Annotated in this window: 8 protein-coding genes, 1 tRNA gene and 2 rRNA genes (1 of these 11 cut by a window edge); 1 reads left to right on the forward strand and 10 read right to left on the reverse strand. The window is 41.2% G+C overall.

The window, feature by feature from the left end; genetic code table 11:
• The 8 genes from AC1F25_RS06090 to AC1F25_RS06125 form a co-directional block, all read right to left on the reverse strand.
• Window positions 1–1,347, reverse strand: a 23S ribosomal RNA gene (locus AC1F25_RS06090) (it extends 1,568 nt beyond the left edge of the window).
• 292 nt (window positions 1,348–1,639) lie between these two features.
• Window positions 1,640–1,712: transfer RNA gene (locus tag AC1F25_RS06095), tRNA-Ala, on the reverse strand.
• Window positions 1,713–1,788: 76 nt separating this feature from the next.
• Window positions 1,789–3,349 (reverse strand): 16S ribosomal RNA (locus AC1F25_RS06100).
• The 16S and 23S rRNA genes sit together here with 1 tRNA gene alongside, the layout of an rRNA operon.
• 685 nt (window positions 3,350–4,034) lie before the next feature.
• The gene (locus tag AC1F25_RS06105; protein ID WP_151668675.1) at window positions 4,035–5,540 is read right to left on the reverse strand and encodes a HAMP domain-containing sensor histidine kinase; all 1,506 of its coding nucleotides are present in this window, start codon (window positions 5,538–5,540) and stop codon (window positions 4,035–4,037) included.
• The gene (locus AC1F25_RS06110) at window positions 5,537–6,223 is read right to left on the reverse strand and encodes a response regulator transcription factor (protein WP_002290973.1); all 687 of its coding nucleotides are present in this window, start codon (window positions 6,221–6,223) and stop codon (window positions 5,537–5,539) included. Before AC1F25_RS06110 ends, AC1F25_RS06105 begins: the two co-directional genes overlap by 4 nt.
• Before the next feature lie 191 nt (window positions 6,224–6,414).
• Window positions 6,415–7,836: an NADP-dependent phosphogluconate dehydrogenase gene (gene gndA / locus AC1F25_RS06115; protein WP_002290971.1), complete on the reverse strand. Its 1,422-nt coding sequence runs from the start codon at window positions 7,834–7,836 to the stop codon at window positions 6,415–6,417.
• Between the two features lie 169 nt (window positions 7,837–8,005).
• On the reverse strand, window positions 8,006–8,185 hold the full coding sequence (rpmF, locus tag AC1F25_RS06120; RefSeq protein ID WP_002290970.1) for a 50S ribosomal protein L32: 180 nt from the start codon (window positions 8,183–8,185) through the stop codon (window positions 8,006–8,008).
• 57 nt (window positions 8,186–8,242) lie between these two features.
• Window positions 8,243–8,812, reverse strand: coding sequence for a YceD family protein (locus AC1F25_RS06125; RefSeq protein WP_002290967.1), 570 nt, complete (start codon window positions 8,810–8,812; stop codon window positions 8,243–8,245).
• Between the two features lie 185 nt (window positions 8,813–8,997).
• Here AC1F25_RS06125 and AC1F25_RS06130 point away from each other — a divergent pair, with 185 nt between their 5' ends.
• Window positions 8,998–9,900, forward strand: a complete 903-nt coding sequence (locus AC1F25_RS06130) for a LysR substrate-binding domain-containing protein (RefSeq protein WP_002310396.1) — start codon at window positions 8,998–9,000, stop codon at window positions 9,898–9,900.
• Between the two features lie 34 nt (window positions 9,901–9,934).
• On the opposite strand, the gene pyk is transcribed toward AC1F25_RS06130, so the two are convergent.
• Together pyk and pfkA are read right to left on the reverse strand one after the other, a co-directional pair.
• Complete coding sequence (gene pyk / locus AC1F25_RS06135) at window positions 9,935–11,719, reverse strand: pyruvate kinase (RefSeq protein WP_002290965.1); 1,785 nt, start codon at window positions 11,717–11,719, stop codon at window positions 9,935–9,937.
• Between the two features lie 73 nt (window positions 11,720–11,792).
• Window positions 11,793–12,755, reverse strand: a complete 963-nt coding sequence (pfkA, locus tag AC1F25_RS06140) for a 6-phosphofructokinase (RefSeq protein ID WP_002310395.1) — start codon at window positions 12,753–12,755, stop codon at window positions 11,793–11,795.
• Window positions 12,756–12,843: the final 88 nt, after the last annotated feature.

A 12,843-nucleotide genomic window follows, 5' to 3' on the forward strand; every position in this document is an offset into this window, starting at 1 on the left:
AACCTTAGTCATTCGGTGGACAGGATTCTCACCTGTCTTTCGCTACTCATACCGGCATTCTCACTTCTAAGCGCTCCAGCAGTCCTCACGATCTGCCTTCGACGCCCTTAGAACGCTCTCCTACCAATACACCTAAAGGTGTACTCCACAGCTTCGGTAATATGTTTAGCCCCGGTACATTTTCGGCGCAGGGTCACTCGACTAGTGAGCTATTACGCACTCTTTAAATGGTGGCTGCTTCTAAGCCAACATCCTAGTTGTCTGTGCAACCCCACATCCTTTTCCACTTAACATATATTTTGGGACCTTAGCTGGTGGTCTGGGCTGTTTCCCTTTCGACTATGGATCTTATCACTCACAGTCTGACTCCCGGATATGAATGAATGGCATTCGGAGTTTATCTGAATTCGGTAACCCGAGATGGGCCCCTAGTCCAAACAGTGCTCTACCTCCATCATTCTCAATTCCGAGGCTAGCCCTAAAGCTATTTCGGAGAGAACCAGCTATCTCCAAGTTCGTTTGGAATTTCTCCGCTACCCACACCTCATCCCCGCACTTTTCAACGTACGTGGGTTCGGTCCTCCAGTGCGTTTTACCGCACCTTCAACCTGGACATGGGTAGATCACATGGTTTCGGGTCTACGACTACATACTCAAACGCCCTATTCAGACTCGCTTTCGCTGCGGCTCCGTCTCTTCAACTTAACCTCGCATGCAATCGTAACTCGCCGGTTCATTCTACAAAAGGCACGCCATCACCCATTAACGGGCTTTGACTTGTTGTAGGCACACGGTTTCAGGTTCTATTTCACTCCCCTTCCGGGGTGCTTTTCACCTTTCCCTCACGGTACTGGTTCACTATCGGTCACTAGGGAGTATTTAGCCTTGGGAGATGGTCCTCCCGGATTCCGACGGAATTTCTCGTGTTCCGCCGTACTCAGGATCCTCCTAGGTGTCTTCCACATTTCGTCTACGGGGTTTTTACCCTCTTTGACTGACTTTTCCAAGTCATTCGACTATCTGAAAGAACGACCATATTGGAGTCCTACAACCCCAACAAGCAAGCTTGTTGGTTTGGGCTTTTCCCGTTTCGCTCGCCGCTACTCAGGGAATCGAATTTTCTTTCTCTTCCTGCAGGTACTTAGATGTTTCAGTTCTCTGCGTCTACCTCGAATGTGCTATGTATTCACACAATCGTAACATCCTATTAAAGATGTTGGGTTCCCCCATTCGGAAATCTCTGGATCATAGCTTACGTACAGCTCCCCAAAGCATATCGGTGTTAGTCCCGTCCTTCATCGGCTCCTAGTGCCAAGGCATCCACCGTGCGCCCTTATTCACTTAACCTTATCAACCTTACGGTTGGGTTTTGATCCTTCTTCTAGCGATAGAAGTTAGATCAAGAAAATAAGCAATTGAACTTATTAAAAAACTCTATCCAGCTCACAAATCAGCCTGTGCGGCAAAAAGATCGATCGTCTCATAAAATCAAAGATTTCATGGTCGTCCGCCTATTTTGCTTCAGGCTAAACAATTTGTTTAGCTTTCAAATTCAACGCGGTGTTCTCGGTTTGTATTACTTACATTTACTTCAAATATCCAGTTTTCAATGAACAAATTTAACAACTAATGTTGTTAATGGAGCCTAGCGGGATCGAACCGCTGACCTCCTGCGTGCAAAGCAGGCGCTCTCCCAGCTGAGCTAAGGCCCCGTTTTAAATTGAGAGTAAACCTCTCAAAACTGAACAAAGTAAAAACAAATTGTGTAGTCTCCGTAATATTCCTTAGAAAGGAGGTGATCCAGCCGCACCTTCCGATACGGCTACCTTGTTACGACTTCACCCCAATCATCTATCCCACCTTAGGCGGCTGGCTCCAAAAAGGTTACCTCACCGACTTCGGGTGTTACAAACTCTCGTGGTGTGACGGGCGGTGTGTACAAGGCCCGGGAACGTATTCACCGCGGCGTGCTGATCCGCGATTACTAGCGATTCCGGCTTCATGCAGGCGAGTTGCAGCCTGCAATCCGAACTGAGAGAAGCTTTAAGAGATTAGCTTAGCCTCGCGACTTCGCAACTCGTTGTACTTCCCATTGTAGCACGTGTGTAGCCCAGGTCATAAGGGGCATGATGATTTGACGTCATCCCCACCTTCCTCCGGTTTGTCACCGGCAGTCTTGCTAGAGTGCCCAACTGAATGATGGCAACTAACAATAAGGGTTGCGCTCGTTGCGGGACTTAACCCAACATCTCACGACACGAGCTGACGACAACCATGCACCACCTGTCACTTTGCCCCCGAAGGGGAAGCTCTATCTCTAGAGTGGTCAAAGGATGTCAAGACCTGGTAAGGTTCTTCGCGTTGCTTCGAATTAAACCACATGCTCCACCGCTTGTGCGGGCCCCCGTCAATTCCTTTGAGTTTCAACCTTGCGGTCGTACTCCCCAGGCGGAGTGCTTAATGCGTTAGCTGCAGCACTGAAGGGCGGAAACCCTCCAACACTTAGCACTCATCGTTTACGGCGTGGACTACCAGGGTATCTAATCCTGTTTGCTCCCCACGCTTTCGAGCCTCAGCGTCAGTTACAGACCAGAGAGCCGCCTTCGCCACTGGTGTTCCTCCATATATCTACGCATTTCACCGCTACACATGGAATTCCACTCTCCTCTTCTGCACTCAAGTCTCCCAGTTTCCAATGACCCTCCCCGGTTGAGCCGGGGGCTTTCACATCAGACTTAAGAAACCGCCTGCGCTCGCTTTACGCCCAATAAATCCGGACAACGCTTGCCACCTACGTATTACCGCGGCTGCTGGCACGTAGTTAGCCGTGGCTTTCTGGTTAGATACCGTCAAGGGATGAACAGTTACTCTCATCCTTGTTCTTCTCTAACAACAGAGTTTTACGATCCGAAAACCTTCTTCACTCACGCGGCGTTGCTCGGTCAGACTTTCGTCCATTGCCGAAGATTCCCTACTGCTGCCTCCCGTAGGAGTTTGGGCCGTGTCTCAGTCCCAATGTGGCCGATCACCCTCTCAGGTCGGCTATGCATCGTGGCCTTGGTGAGCCGTTACCTCACCAACTAGCTAATGCACCGCGGGTCCATCCATCAGCGACACCCGAAAGCGCCTTTCAAATCAAAACCATGCGGTTTCGATTGTTATACGGTATTAGCACCTGTTTCCAAGTGTTATCCCCTTCTGATGGGCAGGTTACCCACGTGTTACTCACCCGTTCGCCACTCTTCTTTTTCCGGTGGAGCAAGCTCCGGTGGAAAAAGAAGCGTACGACTTGCATGTATTAGGCACGCCGCCAGCGTTCGTCCTGAGCCAGGATCAAACTCTCATAAAAAGTTCGAACAATCTTGCGATTGTTAAGCTCAATTTGTTTGCTAGCATATTGCTTGCTTGTTAAAAATGTTTGTTGTCTTGAATTGAATCAAGACGCCCTACACATTTGGTTTATCTTACTTTGTTCAGTTTTCAAAGGTCTAATCTTTTTGTTTCAACAACTCTTTAATCTTATCAGATCCAGAAGAGAATGTCAACAACTTTTTTTGTTTTTTTCTAAATACCTTTATCGCTCATTAGCAGCGACTTGATTATCATACCATTTCATTTGTTATTTGTCAATAACTTTTTTGAAGTTTGTTTCGATAAAATCAAGCTTTATAAACTTCCTCATCTAAGCGACTTCGTTATTATAACATGATATCAAAAATGCGTCAACACTATTTTTTATAATTTTTAGCGACACCTTAAAGGAATCATTTAGAACAAATAATAATATAGCAATCTCTTTATAAAATTGCAATAGAAAATTTCCTATTTTTCTTTATTATTTTTAAAGACGAATATTAAAGTATTTTTATTGTTTTTTGTTCACCTAAAAGCTATTTACAATTTACCAACGAATGTTATTCTATTTTATTGTTCGCTAAATTTCTTTATAATGACCATCCCAAATTTCTTATCTGCTTGTATTTGGCTTCTTCTTTCTTAATGGATAATATAAAAAAACAAGCAAAGCACATGCTTTACTTGTCTTCTGTTTTTGCGATAGGAATAAAAATTCTAAAGATAGTCCCTTGCCCAACTACGCTTTCTGCTAAGATACGACCTTTGTAGTTTTCAACCAATTGTTTTGCGATAGACAATCCCAGACCATTTCCGCCCTTCGTTCTAGCCCTCGCTTTATCCACACGATAAAAACGATTGAAGATCTTATTAAGGTCTTCTTTGGGTATTCCTTCACCAAAGTCCTGTATAGCAATCTCAAATTCATTCAGAGTAGAAGAAATAGAGATATGGACTTCTTTTCGTGTAGTTGAATATTTTACTGCGTTATCCAATATGATAATAATTAATTGCTCAAAGTGATTACGATAAATTTGCAGGGTCACTTCTTTTGTCAAATCATCATCTAAAGTAATCACATAGTCTGGGTATAATATCTTGAAATTATTATAAACTTGATAGGTGACTTCTTTTCCTTTAGTTGTTTCATTTGCATAATGGACATCTACTTGTTCTGCTCTAGATAAGTCTAGCATCTCTTGAACTAAGCTTTTCATGCGGCTGATTTCTTGCATGCTGGCGCTTAATGATTCTTCCAATATTTCAGGATCATCTTTCCCCCAACGTTTTAGCAGACTAAGATGCCCTTCAATGATTGCTACAGGAGTTCTTAACTCATGAGAGACGTCTTCCACGAACTGCTCTTGTTGTTCGATATACAAACGCATGCGGTCAAGCATCTCATTGAATATTTCAGCTAAATCTGCCAATTCATCATTCGTGTCGATTTCAGGCATGTGGATATCTGATTGCGGATCTTTACGTATAGTATCCATTGTATCTCTGATTACCTTGAGTGGTTTCAAGAAGTAAGAAGATAAAAAGAAACCTAAAATACTACTTAAAATCAAAGAAACGACTTCTAAAACAATAAGAGTCAATAATAGCTTATTTCGGATATCATAGAAAGAAGATAATTCATAGAAGCTTTGCGCATAACCAATCTTTTCTCTTGTTCCTTTAGAATATATAGGCTGTATAGATAAAAAGCCAGTTTTCCCTTCTAGTGTAACAATCGTTGGCACTTTACGTGTTGTTTGGATCAAGTTTCGACTGTTTTCGTGAGTTTTGAAAATCAAGTTCTCATCTAAATCATACACATAAAGATCCATCGAAGGCTGCCCTAGCTCAGCTATAAAGGAATCAATCTTCATTAAGTTTCCTTCGACCAGTGAAGTATGATCTATGACCTCATCTCCGTCATTTGTCGCTTTTGTCAGATTACGATACGTATTCACTAATGTCAGTTCTTCATCCGAGTTAGCCAAACGAGAGGCTACTTCTGAAATCGTACGTTCTACATTGTTTCTTTCTTTTGCAACAATCAGATTGATAGATGATTTATAGGTAATGACCGCAAAAATTGTAAATACGACGAATATGAAGAAAGAACTCGCAAAGGCCCACTTGATTGTCAAGGAGGGCCCTTTCAGTTCTCTTTTTTCCGATTTTTTCGGCTTTATCACGAGCGCATCACATAACCTGTTCCGCGGACAGTTTGGATATAGCTTTCCTCCCCTGGAACGTCAATTTTATTGCGAAGATAACGAATATATACATCCACTACGTTTGTTTCAACTTCCGTTTCGTATCCCCACACTTTATTTAGTAAAACATCACGTGCTAATACCACGTTCACGTTTTCCATTAAAGTAAGTAGCAATTCGTATTCTCTTTTTGTTAGTTCAATTACTTCGTTTCCGCGACGTACGACACGGTTTTCTTTTTCGATAGTCAAATCACGATAAGTAATAGTGGTTTGTTTTGCCACATTTTTGTCACCTTCAATATCGATTCGACGCAACAATGCTCGAAGACGCGCTAATAGTTCTTCGATAGCAAATGGTTTGACGATGTAGTCATCTGCTCCATGGTCAAGTCCCGATACACGATCAATTACAGAATCTCTTGCAGTCATCATAATGATTGGTGTATTTTTGACTTGGCGTACGCGTCTGCAGACTTCTAAACCGTTCAATTCTGGAAGCATCAGGTCCAACAATATGGCATCCCACTCATTATTTAATGCCGCATCTAAACCAGTACGACCGTTGTAATGGACTTCTGCGTTATACCCTTCATGCTTCAACTCTAGCTCGACAAATCGAGCTAAGTTCTTTTCATCTTCAATGATTAGAATATTACTCATTTATTATTTTATCCTTTCTATCTACTGGCTTTTTAAAAACTCTATCATTATACCGATAATCTGCTTAAAAATCTATAGTCATTTTATCATGAATAGCAGTTTTAAAAAAGAGCTGAAGTCTACTCATAACAATTGACTTCAGCTCTTTCGTCCTCTTTTTATTTTCTCATTTCCTAACAGCCGAAAGACTATTATTCTTCATGGTACCATGAGTAATGGAAGATTCCTTCTTTGTCGACACGTTCATATGTGTGTGCGCCAAAGTAATCGCGTTGGGCTTGGATTATATTTGCAGGCAGACGTTCTGCTCTGTATGAATCGAAGTAAGCGATGGCTGATGAGAAAGTTGGTACAGGTACGCCAGCTTGGACAGCCAAGGCAACGACGTCTCGGACTGATTGCTGATATTTTTTCGTGATTTCAACGAAATAATCATCTAGCAATAAATTTTCGATCTCAGGATTTTTGTCATAAGCATCCGTGATTTTTTGCAAGAATCGAGCTCGGATGATACATCCAGCGCGCCAGATTTTTGCGATTTCGCCAAATGGCAAATCCCAATCAAATTCTTTTGAAGCGACACGTAATTGAGCAAATCCTTGAGCATAACTCATGATTTTACTGAAATACAACGCTTCTCGGATTTTTTCGACCAATTCTTTTTTGTCTCCTGTGAACTCAAAATCGTTCGTGCGAGACAAAATTTTACTTGCTTGTACGCGTTCTTCTTTATAAGCAGAAATGTAACGAGCAAATACAGATTCAGTAATCAATGGAAGTGGCACGCCTAAGTCAAGCGCACTTTGGCTTGTCCATTTACCTGTTCCTTTATTTCCAGCTGCATCAAGGATCACATCTACGACTGGTTTACCTGTGCCTTCATCGTCTTTTCGAGTCAGGATGTCAGCTGTGATTTCGATCAGGTAGCTGTCTAATTCACCTTGATTCCATTCTTTAAAGATATCAGCCATTTCTTCTACTGAAAGGTCTAAAATATTCTTCATCAAGTCATAAGATTCAGCAATCAGTTGCATATCTCCATACTCAATACCGTTGTGTACCATTTTCACATAGTGTCCGGCTCCGTTTGGGCCAATATAGGTAACACATGGTGCTCCGTCTTCTGCTTTTGCAGAAATTTGCTCTAAGATTGGTGCAACTAGCTCATACGCTTCTTTTTGTCCACCAGGCATGATTGAAGGTCCTTTTAAAGCTCCTTCTTCACCGCCGGAAACGCCTGTACCGATAAAGTTAATACCAGAGTTGGCTAATTCTTCATTACGACGCATCGTATCTTTAAAGAATGTATTTCCTCCGTCAATCAGAATATCGCCTTTATCAAGGTGAGGAAGCAACTCTTGGATTGTTGCATCTGTTGCTGGTCCTGCTTTGACCATCAGAAGAATCCGACGTGGTTTTTCGATTGATTCTACAAATTCTTCGATTGTGTACGTTGCTTTGAAATTTTTATCTGGGTGTTCTTCTACTACAGCGGTTGTTTTAGCCCCTGTACGGTTGAATAAGGCCACTGAATAGCCGCGGCTTTCTATATTCAAGGCTAGATTTTTACCCATAACGGCCATACCGACAACGCCGATTTGTTGTTTTGACATATGAACTCCTCCTACATACGGGATTTCTCCCTAATCTCTTACATTATAGCTTAACACGGCTACATTGCAAACTAAAGAACAACATATTTTTTATTTACCGCTTATAAAAAAATAAACCTCAAGGCTCCATGGTTAGCCTTGAGGTTTTACATTTTCTAATTAAAATGTATTAAGCTTCTTTTGACATTACGTCCTTACCATCATAGTAACCACAATTTGCACATACGTGATGGCTTTTTTTCATTTCACCACAGTTTGGACATTCGTTTAATCCTTTGATTGTCAACTTGTAGTGTGTACGACGTTTTGCTTTTTTAGCTTTTGATGTTCTTCTAGCTGGTACTGCCATTTTGCTACACCTCCTTGTAAAGTCTTGCACCTATAATAGATACAATATATTCCAATCTTACTTGTTATCGTCGTTTTTTGATTCAGAATCAAAAAGTTCAGATAGTTTTGCAAGACGAGGATCAATTTTATTCTCGGCTTCTTCCATTTTTCTGCGTTGGTATTCTTCTTCGGAAACAACTTCCCAATCATTGCCTTTTGGAAGTTCTGTTGCTGCTTCCTCTTCTTTCGTCAATACCCGCATCGGAATCGCCAATAAGATGTTGTCTTCAATTGACTCTGCTAAATTCAATAACGGACCTTCAATCAGCAAAATCTCATCTGCAGACATTTGCTCATCTCTGCTTTGGAATTGTTCTTCTGTCATGAATACTTCGTCTACAGAAAAATCCATCGGCAGTTCAACAGGTTCTAGCGAACGTGTTGAAGGAACTGTCAAAGTCGTCTGCACAGTGTAATGAACGATATAGCCTTTCTTATCAACTGAGACCAAACCTTCGACTTCCACTGGCGCAACATCAAGTATTAAATTGTCTCGCTTCATGAGAGCGGCTTTCAAGTCGAGCGTCTCATGAAAAGTTAACGGTGTCTCCTGGTATTTTCTCAATTCCAATAAAGACCATTTCATTTTTCATCACTCCTAAGCAACAAAAGCAATTATACAGGGCAAAAACCATGTTGTCAATGAAATTTTCTTGACACCTTGCAGTTCATAAAAAAACAGAAATATCTTTAACAGAAAGCCTCTGTTTGCTATCATCTTCAGAATCATTTACAATAATCATTATTCTATCAAAGGAGCGGATGATCTTTATGAACACGAAAGATATTGAATACTACGTCCAAATCGTCAAACAAAAAAACTTTACGAAAGTGGCTAATTATTTCCGTGTGAGCCAACCTACTATTACATATGCATTACAACGTCTTGAAAAAGAGTTTGACGCCGTACTTATCACAAGAGATCGTTCGCATCACGAATTAATCGTCACACCTTCTGGAAAGCAGCTGTTTCTCCATGCACAAACTATTCTCCAAGAGATTTCTACTGCAAGGGCTGAAATCACTCAGTTACAAAAGAAAAAGCTGCGTTTTGGCTTGCCGCCTATTATCGGCAATGAGTACTTTCCAAAACTGTCAGGTTACTTTATTAAGCATGAGTTGATGAATCAGATTGAAATCACCGATGGAGGCTCTCGGGACTTATATGGAATGATCCGTCAAGGGAGGATCGATTTAGCCGTATTAGGCTCAACACAGCCAATCGTAGATCAATATTTAGAAACAGAATTGCTTTTGGATAAACGTTTCATGATCGTCGTTCCGCCTACTCACCCTCTGGCCCAGCAGAAGGCGGTCTCTTTCAAAGATATATCAGATGAACAGTTTGTGTTATTGAACGAACATTATGTCCACCCAGCAGCATTCACTAAACTTTCTAAACAAACACACACTCAACCAAAAGTTGTTTATCAAAGCAATGATTTGACGATTTTAAAGAGTATGATCCGTGAAAATGTTGGTATCGGTTTTTTGACAGAGATTGCTGTACATCCTGAAGATCATTTAGTTTGCCTCCCACTTTCAGACGAAGTTCAGCCTCGCTTCTTGATTTCATTGGCAAAACGAACACAACAGCTTGTCACACCGCTTCAAGAACAAGTAGTCCAAGTCATCCATGAATTCGTTACAGCACAAAAAAACAGCTCTTCGTAAATGAAGAGCTGTTTTTATTTTGTATTAAGCTAAATTAGATAGCTGTTGTTTCGCCACGGTAAACGATGCCGCGACGTGAATCAACAGTAATCAATTCGCCATCAGTAATTGTTGTTGTTGCGCCTTTAGCACCAACGATTACAGGAATATCTTGTGCAATTCCTACAACTGCAGCGTGAGAAGTCAATCCGCCTTCTTCAACGATAACAGCAGCTGCTTTTTCGATTGCAGGCATGTATTCTTTGTCAGTTGATGGTACAACTAGAACCATTCCGTCTTTTGCTTTTTTTACAGCTTCTTCAGCAGATGAAGCAATAACTGCATTTGCAACGACAGATTTTTGTCCAACGCCTTGAGCTTCTAATAATTTAGAACCAATCATTTGAATTTTCATCACGTTAGTTGTTCCGCGTTCGCCAACTGGTACACCAGCAGTGATCAAGATTAAATCGCCTTCTGATGCGAAACCTAATTCAACAGCTTTTTTAGCTGCTAGTTCAAACATTTCATCAGTTGTTGATGGTTTTTCAGCAACTGTTGGGTAAACACCCCAGTTTAACATCAAACCACGTTTTGTGCGTTCGTCAAAAGTAACAGCCAAGATATCTGCATCTGGGCGATATTTTGAAATCATTTTTGCAGTGTAGCCTGATTCAGTTGCAGCAACGATTGTTTTGACCCCTAGATTTTTTGCAGCACGAGCTACAGATAAACCGATTGTTTCAGTTACATCTGTTTTATCGAATTCGTTCAATTGGAATGTACCTAATTCTGATAATGCATTTTCAGCTTCTTGGTCGATACGTGCCATTGTTGAAACAGCTTCAACTGGGTAGTCTCCGTTTGCAGATTCACCAGATAACATTGTTGCATCTGTTCCGTCAAATACAGCATTGGCAACGTCAGAAGCTTCCGCACGTGTTGGACGTGGGTTTTCTTGCATTGATTCTAACATTTGTGTAGCAGTGATAACTGGGATACCAGCAGCGTTACATTTTTTGATGATACGTTTTTGAACCATTGGTACTAGTTCAGCTGGGATTTCCACACCCATATCTCCACGGGCAATCATAACACCGTCAGAAACTTTGATGATTTCGTCAATGTTGTCGATACCTTCTTGAGATTCGATTTTAGGGAAGATTTGAACATGAGTCATGTCTTTTTCTTCTAAAATTTCGCGAATATCTAGAACGTCTTGTGCTTTACGTACAAAACTTGCAGCGATAAAGTCGATATCGTTGTCTAAACCAAAACGAATATCATCAGCATCTTTTGGAGTAATACCTGGCAAACTGATAGAAACGCCTGGTGCATTTACTCCTTTACGTGATCCTAGCATACCTGCATTTTTAACTTCTACGACTAATTCACGGTTTGCTTCGTCTTTTTCAATGATTTCCATGTCGATCAAGCCATCATCGAATAAAACGTGTCCGCCTACGTGAACATCGTCAAATAATCCTGGGTAAGTAACCGCGATTTTTTCTTTTGAACCTACATGTTCAGGATCCATAGAGATGCGTGTTTGATCTCCTACTTCAAATTTGATGTATCCTGCACGACCAAAATCAGCTTCTGTTGTGCCTTGAACAGTTGTACGGATTTCAGCTCCTTTTGTATCTAAAAGAATACCGACATCTTTTCCTGTCTTTTTAACTGCTTCACGGACCATAGTCATACGTGATAATTGTTCTTCATGGTCACCATGAGAAAAGTTAAAGCGGAAGACATTTGCCCCAGATTCAATCAATTGAGAAATAATTTCTACTGAGTTACTTGCTGGTCCTAATGTACTAACGATTTTGGTTTTTTTCATTTAAAAAACTCTCCCATTCAATTTTGTTTATTTAAAGCTGTACACAGCTTAAATAGCTTGGTTTCTTTCACTCTTAAAATGAAAGTGAATTATTTAGATCATATAATGATAAGTCTGGTTTATGCTTGTTGTTTTCTAGTGTATCAATGATGTCAGCTGCAACGATTTCGTTGTCATGGATACCGACACATAATCCACCTTTTCCTTCTTGAAGCAATTCGACAGCGTAAGCACCGAATTTACTTGCTAAGACGCGGTCGCGTGCGCTTGGTGCTCCACCACGGACAACGTGTCCCAAGATAGATACACGTGTATGATAGTCGCCAAATTCTGAAAGTTTTTCAGCGAATTCATTTCCGCCCATTACACCTTCAGCCAAGATGATCAAGCAATGTTTCTTCCCACGATCACGGCCTTCTTGGATTTTTTTAGCAACTGAAGCCATATCAAAATCATGTTCTGGGATGATGATTTCATCTGCTCCGCCAGCTACACCTGACCATAAAGCGATGTCACCTGCATTGCGTCCCATTACTTCGATAACGAATGTACGAACATGAGAAGTCGCTGTGTCACGAATACGGTCAATTGATTCTAGCACTGTATTGATTGCTGTATCAAAACCGATTGTGAAGTCAGTACCAGGAATATCATTATCGATTGTTCCAGGAATACCTACTGCTGGGAATCCACGTTTTGTCAAAGCCATTGCGCCATGATAAGAACCGTCTCCTCCGATAACCACTAGACCTTCGATCCCGAATTTTTTCAATTGTTCGATTCCTTTTAATTGACCTTCTTCAGTTGCAAATTCTGGATAACGTGCAGAATACAAGAATGTACCACCACGTTGGATCTTGTCACCTACATCTGCCACATCAAGACGACGAATATCTCCAGCAACTAAACCGGCAAACCCATAATTGATCCCGTATACTTCCAGTCCTTCGTAAATACCTTTACGAACAACGGCACGAACAGCTGCATTCATTCCAGGTGCGTCTCCGCCACTGGTCAAAATTCCGATGCGTTTCATAATAAACATTCACCTCATTAAAATACTTTATCCTAAGTATAACTTAGGTTTACAACCATTTTTGCGTTAACCACGACTAACATTCTAA

The sequence above is a fragment of the Enterococcus sp. M-BR2 genome (assembly GCF_056612775.1).